The sequence below is a fragment of the Tritonibacter aquimaris genome (genome assembly GCF_009617595.1).
GTDB classification, from domain to species: domain Bacteria; phylum Pseudomonadota; class Alphaproteobacteria; order Rhodobacterales; family Rhodobacteraceae; genus Epibacterium; species Epibacterium aquimaris.
Genome location: NZ_WIXK01000007.1, coordinates 1 through 18940 on the forward strand (window position 1 = coordinate 1; position 18940 = coordinate 18940).

The 18940-nt window shown below is 56.4% G+C and carries 16 protein-coding genes, 1 tRNA gene and 1 CRISPR repeat array; of the genes, 4 read left to right on the plus strand and 13 right to left on the minus strand.

Features of this window, described 5'->3' with window-relative positions:
- The first annotated feature begins 144 nt into the window (after positions 1 to 144).
- Positions 145 to 1163: a CRISPR direct-repeat array (repeat unit 36 nt; unit sequence GTTGCGGCTGGACCTCGGATTTTGAACGGCTACAAT).
- Between the two features lie 73 nt (positions 1164 to 1236).
- The 3 genes from cas2 to cas9 form a co-directional block, all read right to left on the minus strand.
- Positions 1237 to 1581: a CRISPR-associated endonuclease Cas2 gene (gene cas2, locus GG681_RS13390; RefSeq protein ID WP_235899957.1), complete on the minus strand. Its 345-nt coding sequence runs from the start codon at positions 1579 to 1581 to the stop codon at positions 1237 to 1239.
- Entirely contained in the window at positions 1578 to 2489 is a 912-nt protein-coding gene (gene cas1, locus GG681_RS13395) for a type II CRISPR-associated endonuclease Cas1 (RefSeq protein WP_153548536.1), read from the minus strand. The genes cas2 and cas1 overlap by 4 nt, the downstream gene beginning before the upstream one ends.
- Before the next feature lie 112 nt (positions 2490 to 2601).
- Positions 2602 to 5835 (minus strand): type II CRISPR RNA-guided endonuclease Cas9, encoded by a 3234-nt coding sequence (gene cas9, locus GG681_RS13400; RefSeq protein WP_153548537.1) that lies wholly within the window; start codon positions 5833 to 5835, stop codon positions 2602 to 2604.
- 219 nt (positions 5836 to 6054) lie between these two features.
- Here cas9 and GG681_RS13405 point away from each other — a divergent pair, with 219 nt between their 5' ends.
- A complete protein-coding gene (locus tag GG681_RS13405) occupies positions 6055 to 6951 on the plus strand; it encodes a TniQ family protein (protein ID WP_153548538.1) in 897 nt (298 codons plus the stop codon).
- A gap of 317 nt (positions 6952 to 7268) precedes the next feature.
- Here GG681_RS13405 and GG681_RS13410 read toward each other — a convergent pair.
- The 6 genes from GG681_RS13410 to GG681_RS13435 all read right to left on the minus strand — a co-directional run bounded on the left by GG681_RS13410 (position 7269) and on the right by GG681_RS13435 (position 10332).
- Positions 7269 to 7345, minus strand: a tRNA-Arg gene (locus GG681_RS13410).
- Between the two features lie 88 nt (positions 7346 to 7433).
- Entirely contained in the window at positions 7434 to 8000 is a 567-nt protein-coding gene (locus tag GG681_RS13415) for a L,D-transpeptidase (protein WP_153548539.1), read from the minus strand.
- A gap of 122 nt (positions 8001 to 8122) precedes the next feature.
- On the minus strand, positions 8123 to 8365 hold the full coding sequence (locus GG681_RS13420; RefSeq protein ID WP_153548540.1) for a hypothetical protein: 243 nt from the start codon (positions 8363 to 8365) through the stop codon (positions 8123 to 8125).
- A 164-nt stretch (positions 8366 to 8529) separates the two neighbouring features.
- The gene (locus tag GG681_RS13425; protein WP_153548541.1) at positions 8530 to 8763 is read right to left on the minus strand and encodes a hypothetical protein; all 234 of its coding nucleotides are present in this window, start codon (positions 8761 to 8763) and stop codon (positions 8530 to 8532) included.
- 197 nt (positions 8764 to 8960) lie between these two features.
- Positions 8961 to 9752, minus strand: coding sequence for a tryptophan synthase subunit alpha (gene trpA, locus GG681_RS13430; protein ID WP_153548542.1), 792 nt, complete (start codon positions 9750 to 9752; stop codon positions 8961 to 8963).
- 91 nt (positions 9753 to 9843) lie between these two features.
- On the minus strand, positions 9844 to 10332 hold the full coding sequence (locus GG681_RS13435; RefSeq protein WP_153548543.1) for an acyloxyacyl hydrolase: 489 nt from the start codon (positions 10330 to 10332) through the stop codon (positions 9844 to 9846).
- Positions 10333 to 10525: 193 nt separating this feature from the next.
- On the opposite strand from GG681_RS13435, the gene ychF reads away from it, so the two are divergent.
- Both ychF and GG681_RS13445 read left to right on the plus strand, forming a co-directional pair.
- Positions 10526 to 11623, plus strand: a complete 1098-nt coding sequence (ychF, locus tag GG681_RS13440) for a redox-regulated ATPase YchF (RefSeq protein ID WP_153548544.1) — start codon at positions 10526 to 10528, stop codon at positions 11621 to 11623.
- A 125-nt stretch (positions 11624 to 11748) separates the two neighbouring features.
- A complete protein-coding gene (locus tag GG681_RS13445) occupies positions 11749 to 12681 on the plus strand; it encodes a nucleoside hydrolase (protein ID WP_153548545.1) in 933 nt (310 codons plus the stop codon).
- A gap of 71 nt (positions 12682 to 12752) precedes the next feature.
- Here the strand turns inward: GG681_RS13445 and GG681_RS13450 are convergent, their stop codons facing one another.
- The 3 genes from GG681_RS13450 to GG681_RS13460 all read right to left on the minus strand — a co-directional run bounded on the left by GG681_RS13450 (position 12753) and on the right by GG681_RS13460 (position 15952).
- Positions 12753 to 13775, minus strand: coding sequence for a histone deacetylase family protein (locus GG681_RS13450; protein ID WP_153548546.1), 1023 nt, complete (start codon positions 13773 to 13775; stop codon positions 12753 to 12755).
- Between the two features lie 171 nt (positions 13776 to 13946).
- Complete coding sequence (locus GG681_RS13455) at positions 13947 to 15503, minus strand: alanine/glycine:cation symporter family protein (protein WP_153548547.1); 1557 nt, start codon at positions 15501 to 15503, stop codon at positions 13947 to 13949.
- 11 nt (positions 15504 to 15514) lie between these two features.
- Positions 15515 to 15952 carry a universal stress protein gene (locus GG681_RS13460; protein WP_153548548.1) on the minus strand — a complete coding sequence of 146 codons (438 nt, stop codon included), beginning with the start codon at positions 15950 to 15952 and terminating at the stop codon, positions 15515 to 15517.
- Positions 15953 to 16137: 185 nt separating this feature from the next.
- Here GG681_RS13460 and GG681_RS13465 point away from each other — a divergent pair, with 185 nt between their 5' ends.
- Complete coding sequence (locus GG681_RS13465; protein ID WP_153548549.1) at positions 16138 to 16608, plus strand: Lrp/AsnC ligand binding domain-containing protein; 471 nt, start codon at positions 16138 to 16140, stop codon at positions 16606 to 16608.
- A gap of 17 nt (positions 16609 to 16625) precedes the next feature.
- Here GG681_RS13465 and GG681_RS13470 read toward each other — a convergent pair whose 3' ends face one another.
- Positions 16626 to 18884 carry a molybdopterin-dependent oxidoreductase gene (locus GG681_RS13470; RefSeq protein ID WP_153548550.1) on the minus strand — a complete coding sequence of 753 codons (2259 nt, stop codon included), beginning with the start codon at positions 18882 to 18884 and terminating at the stop codon, positions 16626 to 16628.
- Positions 18885 to 18940 lie beyond the last annotated feature (56 nt).

The window sequence follows — 18940 nt, forward strand, 5'->3', positions numbered from 1 at the left end:
GAAACCTTCTTCAAAACCATCAAGTCAGAACTGATCTGGCGGCATTCATGGGAAACACGGCGGAAGGCAGAGGTGGCTGTAGGTATTATACTGCGACCCGCAATAGCCGCCATTCGCTGCATTTCCTTCATGATCTGATCAGAGGTTGCGGCTGGACCTCGGATTTTGAACGGCTACAATAACACAAGCGCACTTGCGCGTCCGACTAAGTTGCGGCTGGACCTCGGATTTTGAACGGCTACAATCGGCCTAGGCTTCGAAATGGGAGAACCCATGTTGCGGCTGGACCTCGGATTTTGAACGGCTACAATGCATGTTAGAAAAATCGTCCCATATTATAGTTGCGGCTGGACCTCGGATTTTGAACGGCTACAATTGCAATGCAGGCTGCAGGCGCGCTGACAGGTTGCGGCTGGACCTCGGATTTTGAACGGCTACAATTTGGACGTCTGCCAAGGCTACAGTTACCTAGTTGCGGCTGGACCTCGGATTTTGAACGGCTACAATAACCCATGTCGCTTGTTCAATTCAGCCACAGTTGCGGCTGGACCTCGGATTTTGAACGGCTACAATGCAATAGACAATGAGATTGTGCAATATACTGTTGCGGCTGGACCTCGGATTTTGAACGGCTACAATAGTGGGCTAGTGCTTACTGGGATAATCGTAGGTTGCGGCTGGACCTCGGATTTTGAACGGCTACAATTGCACGAACATCTCCTGCCTAATGGGCTTGTTGCGGCTGGACCTCGGATTTTGAACGGCTACAATATCCCTCGTACACGCGGATCAGGAAGTTAGTTGCGGCTGGACCTCGGATTTTGAACGGCTACAATCGCGTCATGGTCAAAGAAGATGTTGCGGGGTTGCGGCTGGACCTCGGATTTTGAACGGCTACAATCAATCAACGCCGCACAGCGCTATCCCGTCGTTGCGGCTGGACCTCGGATTTTGAACGGCTACAATGCCCGGCATTACCGATGAGGTGGTGACGCGTTGCGGCTGGACCTCGGATTTTGAACGGCTACAATACCGGCTACACCCCGCAAGCGTCTGACGTGGTTGCGGCTGGACCTCGGATTTTGAACGGCTACAATATGGCGCGCCCCATGCGCACCAAGAATCCGGTTGCGGCTGGACCTCGGATTTTGAACGGCTACAATAGATCTCGGATCAACTCTCTGAAAAGAGTGGGTTTTGTTCGAGATCTATTGTCAGTTTTCAACATGAATCACTTCAGAACATCACAAGTTGCTGCGGATTTTCCCGGGCCGCATGGCGCCCCTGATCCGAGAAGTGAATAATATCACGATATTGCCGGTCAGTGAAGTTGAGGATCTGCACGTCACCTGACGCGGGTAAATGGCGTTCGATCCGGTTGACGCGCGTTGCGAAGGCTTCTTTGCCATTGACAAAACGAGCATAGACCGAAAACTGACTGCGTTCGAACCCCTCATCCAGCAGGAAGTTGCGAAATGCCGCCGCTTTTTTGCGCTGCAGTTTCGTGTCGGTGGGCAAATCGAACATCACAAGAATCCACATCAACCGATATCCTGACAGTTGCTTGAAGGTCACGCTCATGTACCCAAACCCGTCAGCATATCCGACGTCGGCGGGACCGGCAAAGCGAGGGCCAGCTTGCCGCTCTCGAAGCTCTGCCCGAGCGATGTAGCGAGCTTTATCAACGCGACCGACACAGGTGTCGTGCCGCCCTGCAGCGGCAAATCTGTAGCGATCAGCCTGGCCAAGGCCTGCTTGGCCTGGGGATCGACATCTGAACCGCGAGACGCGACGATCCCGCACACCGCGCAATCGACCAGGGGGCGGAACGGCTCCAACAAATCATCGGCCAGAGCAAATGCATTGCCCCGGTTGCTGTGAAACAGGCCAATGGTCGGGTGCAAACCGGCCGCGACCACGGCACGGGCGCAGGCAGCACGTAACACGGTATAGCCATAGTTCAGCAGCGCGTTTTCATCACCTGCGCCGATGTCGCGGCGGAAATCAGGCCCCATCATGCGCGGCCAGTAGTAACGCGCGGCCTGGGCCTCGATGTTGCTGCCGTCGCCCGAGGTGATCCGGCGCCGCATCATATGCAGGGGCGCGGCGTCCTGACCAAAGGCGTCGAGCGCGGCGGCCTGCATCTTGACCTTGGCGCTAATGACCTGTTTCCACGCCTGTTTGATCATGGGTGTCTTGGCGTGCCATTGCGCCCGCATACGGGCACCCTGCAGGTGGTGGCCTTCCAGCGGCATAAGCACTGACTTCGGCGCATGGTTGGCGGCGCACAAAACAACCGGTGCGCCACGCTCCGCCAGTTCGGTCAGCAGCGAGGTCGACCAGGTGGTCCCATGGGCATGCACCATGACGCCTGCGACCTGATCCAGAGGCGTCCGGCCGATTTCGGCGCCCTGTTCCGAGACCTTCAGAAAGCCGCGTTCGCGCGAGAGGTGGCGGCCGTCGGTGGCAATGTCGATGATCTGATCCATGCGGGTTCCCGTTTTGAAAACGGTGTTCATTCAGGGCCGCAGGTGATGAGAATTGGTTAAAATCACCCGATGCCCCACCGACAGGCACCGGGAGTGGCCATTATGACACAACCTATGCGCGCAAATCCTGCGCCACGCCGGGGTCCCGAACCCGGCCCATTTCATCGACATAGACCCGGCGGCCACCGGACTTGATCAAAGTGGCGGCGCTCAGGCGGATATAAAGGTCTTCTTTCGATTTACGGTAGCGGTCCGAGGCATTGGCCTCGTTATGGGGGACCAGCTCGATGCCGCCATTGACATTGAATTTTTCCACTGTCGCGACAACCGGACCAAACTTGCTTTGCTCCAGACGCACCAGATCGCCCTTATGAAACCGGTGCAGGCGTTTAGCGGCCGGGTGCGGTTTGGACGTTGTATCGTTGTGTGCGTCAAAGGTCGCCACGACGTGATGGGAGACAGTTCCATCCGGCAGCTTCCAGATTTCGTAGCGCGCATTGCTATCAGGTTTGTAGCCTTTGTAAGCGCGACCATTCTTATCCTTGATGGAAATCACCTTCAGCGCTTCTTCCATCCGCACCCGGCGGATGCCGAAATAGGGATTGTCGGAGTGATCTGGCAATTTGCGCGCATCGGCAAATTTAGCCAGCGCCTGTTCAAAGTCCTTGCCTTCTAACCCGCGTGTAACCCGCGCCAGATGTCGTTGCAGGTCGGCGTCGCGGATATTGGCGCCACGATTCGTGATGGCAATATCGCCGGGTTTCAGTGACATCAAAGGCTTGCGGGTAACCACGGTGCCATCGCTCGTCAGGCCATAGGCGGTATCGTTGTGCAACTGGCCGCTGCTGCTGTCGCGGCCGGATTTGCGCGCTGCCGGGTCAATCCTCCCGTGGTCGGCCCGGTGGCTGACAATGATGCGCTGAAGCTGCGCGGCAATGTCGTCGCGGAACTCGACCCAGGGCGGCGGCACCGCGCGCGCCACGTCTTCGGCACCCTCCAACTCATCGCTGCCCGCCATTTTGCTGATCCGCTGGATCAGCGCGCGGTCTGTTGCCGCGATCACGGCCGCATCAATCGCATGATGGCGGTGGTCGGTGCGGTTCTTGGCCTTTACCGTCTTCTTGCCGTTGTCACTCAGCGCGGTGATCCCGTTCAATCCCCAATGGCGCCGCAGCATTTCTGTCAGCCGTCCCGGCACCACCCAGACATGGCTTTTGCCATCCTGGCCATCATACAGCGCCTCCAGATATGTCCGGGCGATCCGGGCCAAGTATTGCGTATCCTTCAAGGCCCGGGCGGCGAAATCATTCTCGCCCTCGAACCGCTCCATGGCATCGGGTGCAAAGCGCCAGGCACGGTTTTCGGGCAGGTTCTTCAGATTGGCAGAGATCTTGTCCCATTGCGGGGTGCCGCCCCAGGCCTCCCACGGGGTCTTGTTGGATTTCTGTCGGTTGAATTCTTTCAAGCACAGGGTGCGGTTGGCAAAGCCATCGTCCAGAGTGCGCGAATAGGGCAGGATGTGGTCCACGTCGCAAGAGCCGTCAAACAGCATCTGCGCGCTGATCTGCTGGCCGGAATAGGGGCATTTGCGCAACATGGCATCGTCACTCAGGCTCTCCCACAGGCGCAGCACCATGCGGTTGGCGCCAGTATCGGGGATACCCATTTCGTCGAGTTTCTTGCTGCGCTGCGCGGCGGCGTCGGTGTTTTTCTTGATGGTCTTGTTGACTTCCTTCTTCTGCTCTTCCGACAGTTTCAAGTCGCGTGCAAGCTCCACCACGATTTCATCGGGTTTGCCGTAGACGGTGATGATCCGGTTCACCAGACGGCGCAGTTGGTTCAGTCCGATATGCACCGTGGGGTTGGTGATGCGGCCATAGCGGGTGATGTCGTCATCTTTTTCGTCATAGCTGCCGGGGATCACATGGCGGTCCAGGATTTCACCGTAATAGGGTAACTGTTCCAGCACCTCACCTGTGCGGCGGTCCGAATGGTGCCAGCCGCAGCGTGCCACCGCCTCACTATAGGGGATCACCTCCGCTTCCAGCGCGGCCAGAATCCGCTTGGTCGCGGTCAGGCCCAGCCGCCCGTAACCTTCAGGCAGCGGGGCGTTCGCAGCCGTTTCGGCATGATCGCGGTCCAGCGCATGTTCGCTCACCAGCCAGTCCGACAGCGCATTATGTTCGGCATCGCTTTGCACCGCCCGGATGCGCTCGATCACTTGCCACTGGGTATCGGCGTCCAGTGTTGACCAGCGCGAACCGAACCGGTCCGGGTGTGAGAGACTGGCGCGCACCGGATCGCAGGCGATGGCGTCGCGTATGGCGGTTTCCAGCGTGAAAGATTGTTCTGGGCGCAGCTTGATCGTTTTGCCAAGCGCTTTCAGCTTCATCACCATGCCCGCTAGAGATTTGGTGTGCTTTTTATTGTCCAGCGCATGCAAAATCTGGTCGCGCTCCTCGCGGGTCAGTCCGCGTGCGGCCTCGCCCTTGGCCGCGACCCGCAGCGCATTGACGGTTTCCACCAGAATGCGGCGCTGGTTCAACGGATGTGCCGCAGGGATGCGCTTCTCGTCCGAGAACAGGCACAGGCCAACCTCAGGTGTCTTCAGTGGTCGCTGGTGAAAGATGATCAGCGCGATCTCATCCCGCAGCTCATCCGTCAGCACATCAGGGTGATACCCCGCCTGTGCGGCCCACAGCTTGTCGTATTCCTCCGACAGATGGCGCCGGTCGGGGTAGAAATCATAGCCCGCCTCTTCCTTTGCGTCTGTGTCGCGCCTTGCGACCGACAGCCGCGCCCGCACCGTCGGCACCTGTTTCGGATCCGGTGCGGCGGCCCGGCGCAGATGCAGAAACTCGCCATAGGTGCGGGCGTCCTTGGCCATCATCGCCTGATCCAACCGGGCGGTGGCATCCTTGATCTTGCCGCTTTCATTGTCGCCTCGGTCGGTCTTGCGGTTGGATTTGAACCCGCGCCGTTGGTTCAGATGAAACAGCGCCCGGCCGAAATGAGCCAGCGGCAATTCCTGGTCCAGCCCAAGTGCGCGCAGGGCGTAGGGGTCCAATTGCTCCAGCGCTTTGGCCTCCGCCGGATCAACTGGCATCAACCCGGTCTCGGCCATCCGCTTCATCAGCGCTGCCTTGCGGCGCAGGAACCGGTCGCGGCGCCTTCGTTGCGCCCGCGCCGCACGCCGGTCTACCGCCAGCGAGGCTTTGGTTTTCGGATCGCGCCCGTCCGAGAAAATCCGCACCCCGCCATCGATCACACCGCAAATTTCGCCCTCATGGGTGGCATAGAGCCACCAGCCAATGGAATTTGTGCCAATATCCAGCCCCAAGCGCATCGCAATCTCCAAAAGAATATTACTCAGGATTGCATCCCGGATTCTCGGATGCAATGTCAGATTGCGGTTGTGCGCTGTTTCGAAATATGCATCGTAGGCTTTGTTCAAAATCCGTGGTCGAGCCGTTAACAAGCATTCGACTGCACCACATCGAAGCGCAGGCTACGGCCTGCGCTTTTTTGTTTCTGCCTCGATGCCTCGCAACCTGTCGTGTGCTGGATGTCTGCTTTCCATGTGGTGCTCAGGTTTCTTCGCCTCGCAGCAAGTGGCCTCGGTGTTGTTGAGTTTTCAAAAGACATGGGTTTCTCCTTCAAGCGGGTGTTGAACTTCGAAGAGGTCGCGCTCCAGACGTTGGCTGAGGTTGCTGGTCTTCGAGCGGAACAGCTGAACGAACTCGTTTCTTGGACTGGGCGGCCTGCAGGTGACATTCGTATGCATTTTCGCGGAGAGCTAGTCCCGTCGCGCGCCTTGCGAAGTCCCGTGGTGCGGGGGTGCCCGGATTGCCTGAGAGCGGACATCGCAGCGCAGTCTGTCGCGCCTCTGACAGCTATTACATATCGAGGAGACTGGCAGCTTAAAGACGCCAAGGTCTGTATCATGCACAACCGGCCACTTGTTCCACTTTGGGAAGAAGATACGCCCTTGAGGCGATGGGACTTTCAGGCGCGGTTTTTAGATTTACAAGCAACACTTGGCGCGGCGCAAGCAGAGGAAACAGCCTTCAATGTCACAGCCCATGATCTGTGGCTCGACAGACGTTTGCGGACGGGGAAAGACGGGACTTGGTTCAAGGGCCACACGGTCTTTGCCGCAGCAAGACTGTGCAAGCATATTGGGCGACAGATCGTGGATCATGGTCTTGTCTGCATGGGCCTTCCAGTGGAGGAGGACCGGCCCGAACAACGGGGCTATCGGTCGCTGGTGGTGCCCGAGTCTATGGTGGCCGTGATTGATCAAAGGAGGACCAATGTCGAGCCTCCGACCGCTGCGGCCTTTGCCCGTAGCATCGGTTTGCGTAAAAAAGGAGCCTTTCTCGCCTTCATCCAAGACGGTCACACGCCCGCAACATTGATCGAAAATCCCAAGACGGGGAAAGCGGCCTATCACATGACATAGAAGGACATCGCTGCGTTTCGATCGCTGTTCGCGACAATCACGTTGCTATCCGAGGAAACAGGATTACACCGCAACTCATTAAGCCGAGGCTTGAAAATGGCCGGGCTCATGCCGTTCACTCCAAACGCTCGGAGCTATGGGGGAATTTACCTGCGCCAGGATGTTGCTCGTGTCGTTTCGGGAATTAGCCCAAAATCAATAAGTTGCTAAGAGTGAGGCGCTTTGTTCTGGCGACCTGAGAGAAACCTCTTGACAGCCAGTTGGCACGCTTATGCCCAAAACTGGCACTGATATGCTATAATGACAAATTTATGAAATGGCGACCCCTGAAGGACTCGAACCCTCAGCCTGCTGATTAGAAGTCAGCTGCTCTATCCAGTTGAGCTAAGGGGCCTGACCATTCGTGTGATCTAGCAGATGGAACAAGCGAGGAAAAGAGACCTTCTTGGTGATCTTGGGATGAAATCGTGCCAGGTATCAAATTAGAGAACTGTGACGATCGTGCCCACAGGAACCCGATCGTAGAGATCGGCAACATGTTCATTGGTCAGGCGGATGCAGCCGTTTGAGACAGCGCTGCCAATGGTCTCTGGGCGGTTGGTGCCATGGATACGGAAATAGGTGTCGACGCCGTTCTGGTAGAGATAAAGCGCGCGCGCCCCCAGTGGGTTTTGGGGGCCACCAGGTTGGATATAATCGTTGTCGACAAATTTCGCATAGGCGCGCGGGTCGCGGTTGATCATATCAGGGGTTGGACGCCAGCTTGGCCATTCCCGTTTGCGGGCGATTTCGGCACTGCCGGTAAATTCTAAGCCCGCGCGCCCAACGCCAACGCCATAGCGCACAGCGCGGCGCGGTTCTGTCACGTAATACAAATAAAAGGAGCGTGGCAGCACCAGAATTTGCCCCGGTTCAAACTGCTTTTTGATTTTTACAACCTGGGGGATGGGGTCAAAACCAGTTTCTGTTTTTGCTTCAACAAAAGAAGGAAGCATAGGCACAGAAACGGCGGCGGCAGTAGACGAAATAAAGCGACGGCGGGACAGCATGGCGATACTCACTCAAAGTGACATTTGCCCAACTATGGTCCAACAGCTCTAATTATACGTCAACGCTTGTTTTAAAGGATCGTGAAAATATCGCAGATCTGCTGCTTTGAACGTGCGGTGTATTAAGCGACCTCGCGACGTTCCTGCGCCATGTAGCCTGTGCGGCGCTCAGAGCGTGGCATGTGACCAGAGTCATCATCGTCGTGACGCGCGTACATGGCCGCAATGGACAGCAGCATAGTGGCAGCCCCGGCGAAGGAGTAGGTCAGCAGCCCCAGCCACAGCGGTATGCCCAGGAAAAACACACCAAATGATGCCGCAATAGCGCCGACTACCATCCCGCAAACCAGTCCAATAAATGCCATGTTTAAACCTCTACGCGCCAATGGGTGTGTGGTGAACCCGGATTTATTAAAGACAGGTTGAGAACTTTATCAACGAAAAGCTAACTACAACTCTGTTAAAACTCTATTCATACTTAGGTATATTTCCTCGGCGCATTTTGCGCGCGCTGTACCGCTCTGGTGATTTATTGGATCAGATGATCAGCGTGGTACATGTTTTCTGCCAATGCACGGCTTTTATCCATCTCAGCTTCGAGGTGATGCCAGACTGCATAAATCGCTCCAGTTGTGATGGCTCCGACCACTGGATAGATGACCAGGAGGCTCCAAAGCGGAGCGGCGAGGAACAAAACACAAGACGTCGAAAGCAGGCCGCCAGTGAGGGCTCCGATAAGTGCGCTGATCCAAACCTTGTCCATTGTTCATCTCCTGAGTGTTTGTGCAGCCAGTATGAGACAATTTTAATGGAAGTTGTGTCCCGCTTTGGTATTTCGCCAAACGCGAAAGGTTAAGGTCTGGAGGGAACCCTATCCCAAAGGATAGGTTTGGCGGGCCAAACACAAAAAAACCGCGCCTGACAATGCAGACGCGGTTTTGTTTGAATACTCAGTTTGGATTAGCCGCGGTGGGCACCTGCGGCGAGATCCGCCACGAATTCAAGCACGTCTTTGACGGGTTTTCCGTCGGCGATCTGGCTCACAATCGCGCTGCCGACCACGGCACCATCTGCGATTTTGGCGATGGATTCGGCGTTTTCAGGTGTTTTGATGCCAAAGCCAACAATCACCGGCAAGTTAACCGCCGCTTTGATGCGGGTCACTTCAGGAGCGACATCGCTCGCCTGGGCTTCTGCTGCGCCAGTGATACCGGTGATCGACACGTAATAGACAAAGCCCGAGGTGTTTTGCATCACGCGCGGCAAGCGGGCGTCGTCGGTTGTGGGGGTTGCGAGGCGAATAAAGTTCAGACCCGCAGCCTGTGCCGGGATGCAGAGTTCATCGTCTTCTTCCGGTGGCAGGTCCACTACGATCAGGCCATCGATGCCAGCGTCTTTGGCATCTTTGAGAAAGGTGTCGACGCCGCGGTTGTAGATCGGGTTGTAGTAACCCATCAAAACGATTGGGGTTGTGTTGTCGTCTTTGCGGAATTCACGCGCCAGCTCGAGCGTGCGTTCAAGCGTCATGCCCGCTCCAAGCGCGCGCTGCCCAGCAAGCTGAATGGTCGCGCCATCTGCCATAGGATCGGTGAAGGGCAGGCCAAGCTCGATAATGTCAACGCCAGCGGCGGGCAGGCCTTTGACAATTTCAAGAGATGTATCGAAATCGGGATCGCCTGCCATCACATAGGTGACAAATGCTTTTTTGCCCTCTGCTTTCAGGGCGGCGAATTTGGCGTCGATACGGGTCATGGGCGGGCCTTTGTTCCTTGTTCTGCACTGATGTGCCGAATGTTGGCCAAGAAATCAATCCCGACCGCCCATGTGATGTGTCTACTGTAAACTACAGCGGCTTGTGCCAGCGCAGCATAAAGCTGTTTACGCCAGGGTTGCGTTCGGCGGTCGACGCATTGGACTTATGCGAAATAGACACGGAAACAGCGGAACCATTTCTGAGCTCGCGCCCAACGCCCAGAAGGCTGCGGATTTCGAAGGTGGAGCCCAGATCATTGCCTTCTTCATTGTCGAAATAGGCGCCAGGCATCACACTGGTTTCTACAAACCAACGGTTTTGCAGCTGAAATTTCCCCACGAGGCCAGCACCAATAAAGGCGTCACCGGTTTCCTGAATGGAAGCGACACCACCCCAGCCAGCAGAAAAATTGCCACGTTCCAAGAAGGCTTTGCCGTGGAGTTCGACGGCCGCAATGAAACCGTCCTCGGATCCGGTTTCGGAAAAGTCAGAATACCCTGCACCAAAGACCAGGGATTGTGCTTGGGCTGAGCCCGCAATTGCGGCGGCGAAAACAGCACCCATCAACAGAGATTTCATATACGCCCTCGTGGAGTTTTTATTGAGTGGCCAGCATATAATTGGATTCGCCTTAATAAAAAGGGGGGATAACGATCAGGTGAAGAATCTAACCAAATCGCGTCTTTCTGGCCCCATTTCCACCTTTCACACGCTTGCGTATGGGGGCAATGCTGCCTAGAAGCCCTATCCAAGTGGCATTCAGGAGGCCGATATGGGCTTTAAAATGGGAATCGTTGGTCTGCCGAATGTGGGCAAGTCAACACTGTTCAACGCATTGACCAAAACCGCCTCGGCGCAGGCGGCAAATTTTCCGTTTTGCACCATCGAGCCCAATGTGGGTGATGTGGCGGTGCCGGACCTTCGGCTTGATAAGCTGGCTGCGATTGCAGGCTCGGCTCAGATCATTCCAACCCGCATGACCTTTGTTGATATCGCGGGTCTGGTCAAAGGCGCATCCAAAGGCGAAGGCCTTGGCAACCAGTTTCTGGCCAACATTCGCGAAGTAGACGCAATTGCCCATGTGCTGCGCTGCTTTGAAGATGATGACGTGACCCATGTGGAAGATCGGGTAGACCCGGTTGCCGATGCGGACACGATCGAGACCGAGCTGATGCTCGCGGATCTGGAAAGCATCGAAAAGCGCCGTGCCAATCTGGTGCGCAAGCTTAAAGGCAACGACAAAGAAGCCCTGCAACAGGATCGTCTGCTGGCAGAAGCGCAGGCGATGCTGGAAGATGGCAAACCTGCACGTCTGGTGGAAGTTGACGCCGATGATGTGAAGGCGTGGAAAACCCTGCAGCTGCTGACCACAAAGCCCGTTCTGTATGTCTGCAACGTGGGCGAGAGCGAAAGCGTGGAAGGCAATGACCATTCCGCACGTGTTGCAGAGATGGCAGCAAGCCAGGGCAACTCGCATGTGATTATCTCTGCTCAGATCGAGGAAGAGATCAGTCAACTGGAAGCCGATGAAGCCACCATGTTCCTGGAAGAAATGGGACTGGCTGAAGCGGGTCTCGATCGACTGATCCGCGCGGGCTATGAGCTGTTGAAACTGGAAACCTATTTCACCGTTGGCCCTAAAGAAGCGCGCGCCTGGACCATCAAGACCGGCACCGCTGCACCGCAGGCCGCTGGCGTGATCCACGGCGATTTTGAAAAAGGTTTCATCCGGGCTGAGACCATTGCCTATGATGATTATATCTCTGGCAATGGTGAAGCAGGGGCCAAGGACGCGGGCAAAATGCGCGCAGAAGGCAAAAGCTACATCGTTCAGGATGGCGATGTGATGCACTTCCTGTTTAACACCTGATCGCGATCAGATGTTTTCTTGCAAAAGCGCTCCATTTGGGGCGCTTTTGTTGTTTTTGGATCTCAGGTTGAAGTGGTTGCAAAATTGCGTGAGACTGCCGCAATCAAACAAGAGCGAGCACCCCAATGAGCGATGTGACCAAGCTGATTATCGACACGGACCCGGGCATTGATGATGCGATGGCGATCTTTTACGCGGCTGCTGCCGCTGACATTGAATTGCTGGGGCTGACAACGATTTTTGGCAATGTGACAACCGAGATCGCGACCCGGAACGCCTTGCGCCTGCTGGAGGCTGCGGATCTTGCTGAGGTGCCTGTGGCTGCCGGGGCCAAAGCGCCGCTCAAACTGCCACCATTTCCGCCATCGTCTGAAGTGCATGGTGATGAGGGGTTTGGTGATATTCCTGCGGCCACACCAGCTGGGAAGGCAGTGGATGAGGACGCCGCGGATTTCCTTATTCGCATGGCGCGCGAGCACAAAGGCGAACTGGTCGTCTGCCCGATCGGGCCGCTGACAAATATCGCGGTGGCGATGGAGCGGGATGCGGAGTTTGTGCACAACGTCAAATCCATCGTGATCATGGGGGGATCGCTGGAAGAGGGCGGCAATATTACCAAATTTGCCGAGGCCAATATCTATCACGATCCGCATGCGGCGGATGTGGTGATGACCGCAGGTGAAAAGGTCACGCTGGTGGGGCTGGATGTGACCCATCGTATTCTTTGCACGCCAGAAGACTTTACTCAGATTGCGGCCAATTCTCCTGAACTTGGGGGCATGTTGCAGGACATGTCACATTTCTATTTGGCGTTCTATCTGAAGGTTGCCGGGCTTGAGGGCTGTTCATTGCATGACCCGGCTGCGGTGATTGCCTGTACCCATCCCGAGCATTTCGAAACCCGCAGCCTTGCGATGAAAGTGATCTGCGAGGGCGAAGAAATTGGGGCCACCGTTGCGGCGCCTGACAGCGGGCGCAAACCCGTGAATGTCTGCATGAAAGTGGCAGCAGATACTGTGAAAGCGCTGTTTTTGAAACGTCTGGCGCTGTTGCCCTAGCACCAATTGCACAATCGTTTCAGAAACCTGTGGTGGGGCAGGGGCGCAGGAAGAGTTGCGCCCCGCAATCGTCAACGGCCGAGGTAGCCTTCAAAGAAGGCAACAAGCGAGGTCGTCAGATCTTCTGACAGATAGCCGCCTTCCTGAATCAAGACCGTTGGATAGCCTGCAGCGGCAATCATTGCTCCGGCCTTACGAAAACCCTCCCAGCTGATCTGCATACCTTCAAGTGGGTCGTTTTCATGGGCATCCAAGCCAAGCGATACCATCAGTGCGCCGGGTTCAAATTCTTTGATGCGCTCTAGGCCTTGTGCGATCGTCTCAAGCCAGCGGGCGTCTGTTGTGCTGCGTGGCAGGGGGAAGTTTTGGTTGAAACCGGAGCCTGCGCCGCGCCCAAGTTCATCGGCATATCCGGTGTAAAACGGATAGTAGTTATCGGTTTCAGCATGCACCGACACAGTGAGCACATCCGGGCGTTCATAAAAGATCGATTGGGTGCCGTTGCCGTGGTGTACATCGATATCTAGGGTGGCGACGCGGGCGTGTGTATTGCGCAGCTGTTCCACAGCGATGGCGGCAATATTCATCAGGCAGTGGCCTGCGGCAGCATCCGCGTTGCTGTGGTGTCCCGGTGGCCGCGTCAGCGCATAGGCCGCTTTGTCACCTTCAAGCACTGCATTGGCGGCGGCCACGGCGCAATCGGCGGCACGGCGGGTGGCCTGCCAGGAGTGTTCACCGATGGGCGCAGAAACATCCCCGAAATGCCAACCTGCGCGGGCGATGATGCTTTGTGGGTAACGCGCCTCTGTCTTTTGTGGGCACAGGTTTGGGATCACCTCAATGCTGGCGTTTGGCAGTTTTTGCCATTCCTCCCAGGCGGTTTCCAGAAACGCGAGAAATTCTTTGGTATGCACTTTCTCCAAAGCGCTGCGTGGGGCCTCAGGTGGGGAGCTCACGGGTAGACCGAGCTGTTTGATCCCGTTCAGCAGGCGTTGCGCGCGTTCGGGGAGCTCGGCGTTGCTGGCGGGACGACCGTGGGTGAGGCGAAAGCCGGGGCTATGTGCTTCGGTTTCAGGGGCGTAAAAGACCTTCATCACCAGAACTCCGTTGTTTGAAAATGCGTGTAGGCGGATTTGATCAGATCCTCAAACCCTGGGCCTGTGCATAAAAAATGTCCAGACCGGGTGGTGCTGGACGTTGCCGCGCAGCGGCCGTGTCTTGGGCTCCAAGGCGGTGACCGCCTTGGAACATTGTTTTACACGCGCTTAGTTGCGGGCGAATTTCTTGATGGTGCCATCTTTCAGGCGGGCGCTGTAGGAGGCGAGCTCCTGGCGCACAAAGCCCATCAGGAAGTAGAGGGCGAAGATGTTGACCACTGCCATGGCAAAGATCGCCGCATCCGAGAAGTCGATGACCGGGCCGAGGCTTGCGGATGCACCGATGACCACGAAGACGCAGAAGATCAGTTTGAACACGAGCTCGGTGGTTTTGCCTTCGCCAAACAGGTAGGTCCATGCTTTCAGGCCGTAGTAGGACCAGGAAATCATGGTGGAGAACGCAAATAGAACAACCGCGATCGCCAGGATGTAGGGGAACCAGCTGATGCTGGAACCAAAGGCGGCGGAGGTCAGAGCCACACCAGAGTTGCCATCAACAGTTGCAATGGCAGAGCCTGCTTCGTTCATCACATAGAAGCCGGTTTCCGCGTCAGTGATCAGCTGTTGCGAGATGATGATAACCAGCGCGGTCATGGTGCAGATCACAACGGTGTCGATCAGCGGCTCCAGCAGGGAGACAAAGCCTTCGGTGATCGGCTCGGAGGTTTTTACCGCAGAGTGCGCAATCGCCGCAGAACCAACGCCCGCTTCGTTCGAGAAGGCCGCGCGTTTGAAACCCTGGATCAGCGCACCAACCACACCGCCAGCAACGCCCAGGCTGGTGAAGGCACCGGCAAAGATCTGGCCAAAGGCCCAGCCGATCATGTCTGCATTTGCAAGCAGGATTACGATCGCCGCACCCACATACATCACGGCCATGAAAGGCACGACTTTTTCAGTCACCTTGGCGATGGATTTGATGCCGCCAACAATCACCATGAAGACGATTGCAGCAAAGGCGATGCCGGTGATCCAGCCGGGGTAGTCACCAACGATGCCAGTAATCTGCGCATGGGCCTGATTGGCCTGGAACATATTGCCGCCACCAAGAGAGCCAAGGATACAGAAGATCGAAAACAGCACCGCCAGGATCTTACCACCGGGCAGGCCACGTTCCTTGAAGCCTTTGGAAATGTAATACATCGGGCCACCGGAGACGGTGCCATCTTCGTACTCATTGCGGAATTTCACACCCAGGGTACATTCGGTGAACTTGGAGGCCATGCCAAGAAGGCCAGCAAGGATCATCCAGAAGGTTGCACCCGGACCACCGATACCAATGGCAACCGCAACACCGGCGATGTTACCAAGGCCAACAGTGCCCGACAGCGCGGTGGCCAGAGCCTGGAAGTGGCTGACTTCGCCTGCGTCATTGGGATTGGAGTAGTCACCTTTGACCAGCTGGATCGCGTGACGGAAGTAACGCAGCTGAACAAAGCCGAAATACAGGGTGAAAACGGTGGCGGCAATCACCAGCCACATTACGATCCAGGGAAAGCTGGTTCCCGGGATTGGAGCAAAGATAGTTGCAACAAAAGGTCCGGTTGCTTTGGCGAATGCCGCGTTGACCTTTTCGTCGATCCCCATTGTCTCTTGTGCGAGGGCCGGCGCTGCCACAAACAGGGCAGTCGCGGCCGTAGCCACAGACATCTGAATTTTTTTCATTGTTTTTGTCCTTATCCGACGACCGTGACCGGTACGTCCGCGTGCATCACCAGGTTCTGGGTGGAGCTGCCAAAGATGCGTTTTGCAAAACCACCTTCAGACGCGCGGCCGACGATGATCTGTGAGGCTTTGTTTTCCACAGTAATGGCGTTCAGTGTTTCGGCCACATCCCCGTGACGCACAATCCCCTGTGCCTTGAACCCGGCGTCTGTGAGCGCGGTTACAGCTGGGTCGATCACCCGCGATGTGGCTGTTGCCAGCTCTTCTTCGCGGCGCTTGTGGCGTGTTGCGTTTTCTTCAGGTGTTTGGAACGAAAACGGCGACCATTCGATCACATAAGAAACAATCAGTTCGCAATCATCGACGCGTCCTGCAAGTTCCTTAGCAAAGGTCAACGCCCGTTCCCCCGTGTCAGCCCCATCCAGGCCAACCACCAGTTTAACAGTCATATACTTCCCTCCTTAGTCAGGTTGAATTGAGGAGAGGTCCCCTCGGATGGCCAATAGATGTTTTGAATTTGTTGATTTGGCCCCCTTGAGTATTGTCAGTGATTTTTGCTAGGAAATGGCGTTAAATTGGCAAAAATATCATGAGTATTTCATGTTTTGTCATCAAAATTTAGGAATTCTTTCTGATGAGCAGAGAGTTGGACAGAATCGATCTCAAAATTCTTGAGGAGCTGGAAAGCAACGGACGCCTGCCAATGGTGGAGCTTGCAGCGCGGGTGAACCTATCAAACACCCCGTGCTCTGAACGGGTGAAACGGCTTGAACGCAAAGGTTATATCCGGGGCTATAAGGCGGTATTGGATCTGTCCCAGCTTGAGGCGGGGCATGTAACCGTGGTGCAGGTTTCGCTTGAAGCCACAGCCGAGAATTACCTGGACCGTTTCAACCGCGCTGTGGCGCGGGTGGATGAGATCGAGACATGCCTGCTGATTGCGGGCTCGTTTGACTATCTATTGGTGGTGCGCACCCGCGACATGGCGCATTTCCGCATGGTTTTGGGCGAAAAGATCAACAATCTTCCCGGCATTCGCCAGACCAATTCCTTTGCGGTGATGGAAACCGTCAAGGAAGACTATAATTTCAAAAGCCCACATTGAGCCTGCGGGTCGGCGCATCAATGATCTGCGTCGAGTTTTTCAATATTAACCAGAGCAGAATGGGCTGAGCTGCCCTGGCCCAAGCGCGATGTGCCAATGTCGCGGGTCAGCACATTGGGATTGCCATCCATATCGATCGGAGTTTCCGCCGGGCTGAACCATGCACCCGTTGGAAGCGCGACCACACCGCGTAAAATATCCGTCGACAGGCGCGCACGTGCGCGGCAGGCCCCGCGCGTATTCCATAGACGCACCAGATCACCTGTTTTGATGTTGCGAGATGCGGCGTCTTCGGGGTGAAGCGTCACGGTTTCTGGCCGCGCACCGGGCTGATCTGCAAGCGCGGCTTCGAGCTGGCTATGCAATTTGTCACCGGGTTGCGGCGAGATCAGATGCAACGGGCTGTCTTCCGTGGCAGCCCCAGGCCATTCGCGAGGCGCGATCCAGACCGGGTGACCTGGGCAGTCATTGTAGCCAAAGCTGTCGATGGTCTCACTGAAGATTTCAATGCGCCCTGATGGTGTTGCAAGTGGGCGCTTTTCCGGGTCGGCGCGAAAGCGCGCTAGGAATGAGGGGGGAGCATCAGCTTTGCGTGTGGGCAGTTTGACCCAGTTTTGGGCGCGTAGCGCATTGAGGTCAGGAACGGAATGGCCGGATTGCTGCGCACGGCTGTAAAAATCTGCATAGAGCGTTTCGAGCCATTGCGCAGAACTGCGCCCTTCGGTGAAGGTTTCCTGCGCGCCAAGCCGTGCGGCGAGGCCTGCAAAAATGTCATAGTCATCGCGCGCGTTGCCCTGCGGTGGGACCAGTGCTGGCATATGGAAAAGGTATTCATCCAGATCACTGCGGCCGATGTCTTCGCGTTCATAGGGGGTGGTTGCGGGGAAGACGATGTCAGCGCGCTGGGCGGTTGCTGTCCACCAGGGTTCGTGCACAATCACCGTCTCAGGCTGTTGCCAGGCGGCGTGTAGGCGGTTCAGATCCTGATGGTGATGAAACGGGTTGCCACCCGCCCAGTAGACCAGACGAATATCCGGGTAGGGGCTGCGAGTGCCATTATAATCATAAGGCTCACCAGGCTGCAGCAGCATGTCCGCGACCCGCGCCACTGGAATGAAAGTTTTGATCGGGTTCTCACCCTGCGGCAGTGAAAGGCCTTTGGGGCCATCGATGTATTTTCCGATACCACCGATGGCGCCGTAGCCATAGCCAACCCCACCACCGGGCAAACCAATCTGGCCAAGCATGGCCGCAAGAACCGCTGACATCCAATAGGGTTGCTCGCCAAACTCGGCGCGCTGCAATGACCAAGCCACAGTAATCAAGGTGCGGGTTTCGGCCATGTGACGGGCCAATTCGCGAATGTCTTCAGCGTCTACGCCGCAGATCTCTTCGGCCCATTCGGGCGATTTGGGCTGTCCATCCAGATCACCAATCAGATAGGGGCGGAACCGGTCGAACCCGATACAGAACCGGTTGATAAAGTCATAGTCAGTGCGACCTTCCTCTTCGAGCACATAGGCCAGCGCCAGCATCAGCGCGGTGTCAGAACCGGGACGGCAAGGGATCCACTCACAGCTTTCGGGCGCGTCACTGCGTTGCGGCCCGATATTGATGCAGCGCATCCCCTTGTCTACAAAGCGCTGCAGCCAGCTGCCGGTTTCATGCTCTGTGATGCCCCCCATCGACACCTGGCTGTTTTTCTCATTGATGCCACCAAACATCACCAGAGTTTCGGTGTTGCGCTCCAGTGTTTCCCAGCTGTCCTGCGCGCTGTAGGTGTATTGCAGGAAGGAAATGCCAAACACATGAGGCATGATCCCTTGCGCGCAGCCGGTGGAGTAGCTGCCAAAAGAGCTGACATACCCACCAATGCTGTTCAAAAAGCGATGGATCTGGCTTTGCGCATGGTGAAAGCGCCCGGCTGAGGCCCAGCCGTAGGAGCCACCGTAGATGGCTTCATTGCCGTGGGTCTTGCGGATGCGATCAATTTCCGCTGCGGTGATGTCAAGCGCTTCATCCCATGGCAGAGCGACATAGTCCCCATCACCCCGGCCTTGGCGTTCGCGTTTTTCCAACCAGCTGCGACGGAAGGAAGGTCGGGTTACGCGTGATTTATGATGCACCGCCTGCGGCAGGATATGGGCAATATCTGATGGTGCGGGATCGTCTGAAAACGGCCGCGCAGAGAGCAGGCGCGTGCCATCGGTTTCGACCTCCATTGCGCCCCAATGGCTTGAGGTGACAACAGTGCGGCGGGGCTGGATTGGGGGCATAGGAGCGCTCGAAAGATTGAAGTATCTACGCAATTGTTAGCGGGTATCCGGAGCAA

Bases quoted from the DNA above. Each gene is read 5' to 3' on its own strand.
- GG681_RS13470 (WP_153548550.1), bottom strand. From the start codon at position 18,884: ATGCCCCCAATCCAGCCCCGCCGCACTGTTGTCACCTCAAGCCATTGG.
- GG681_RS13420 (WP_153548540.1), bottom strand. From the start codon at position 8,365: ATGGCATTTATTGGACTGGTTTGCGGGATGGTAGTCGGCGCTATTGCG.
- GG681_RS13465 (WP_153548549.1), top strand. From the start codon at position 16,138: ATGAGCAGAGAGTTGGACAGAATCGATCTCAAAATTCTTGAGGAGCTG.
- GG681_RS13445 (WP_153548545.1), top strand. From the start codon at position 11,749: ATGAGCGATGTGACCAAGCTGATTATCGACACGGACCCGGGCATTGAT.
- GG681_RS13450 (WP_153548546.1), bottom strand. From the start codon at position 13,775: ATGAAGGTCTTTTACGCCCCTGAAACCGAAGCACATAGCCCCGGCTTT.
- GG681_RS13435 (WP_153548543.1), bottom strand. From the start codon at position 10,332: ATGAAATCTCTGTTGATGGGTGCTGTTTTCGCCGCCGCAATTGCGGGC.
- GG681_RS13405 (WP_153548538.1), top strand. From the start codon at position 6,055: ATGTCTGCTTTCCATGTGGTGCTCAGGTTTCTTCGCCTCGCAGCAAGT.
- GG681_RS13425 (WP_153548541.1), bottom strand. From the start codon at position 8,763: ATGGACAAGGTTTGGATCAGCGCACTTATCGGAGCCCTCACTGGCGGC.
- GG681_RS13460 (WP_153548548.1), bottom strand. From the start codon at position 15,952: ATGACTGTTAAACTGGTGGTTGGCCTGGATGGGGCTGACACGGGGGAA.
- cas2 (WP_235899957.1), bottom strand. From the start codon at position 1,581: ATGAGCGTGACCTTCAAGCAACTGTCAGGATATCGGTTGATGTGGATT.
- ychF (WP_153548544.1), top strand. From the start codon at position 10,526: ATGGGCTTTAAAATGGGAATCGTTGGTCTGCCGAATGTGGGCAAGTCA.
- GG681_RS13415 (WP_153548539.1), bottom strand. From the start codon at position 8,000: ATGCTGTCCCGCCGTCGCTTTATTTCGTCTACTGCCGCCGCCGTTTCT.
- cas9 (WP_153548537.1), bottom strand. From the start codon at position 5,835: ATGCGCTTGGGGCTGGATATTGGCACAAATTCCATTGGCTGGTGGCTC.
- GG681_RS13455 (WP_153548547.1), bottom strand. From the start codon at position 15,503: ATGAAAAAAATTCAGATGTCTGTGGCTACGGCCGCGACTGCCCTGTTT.
- cas1 (WP_153548536.1), bottom strand. From the start codon at position 2,489: ATGGATCAGATCATCGACATTGCCACCGACGGCCGCCACCTCTCGCGC.
- trpA (WP_153548542.1), bottom strand. From the start codon at position 9,752: ATGACCCGTATCGACGCCAAATTCGCCGCCCTGAAAGCAGAGGGCAAA.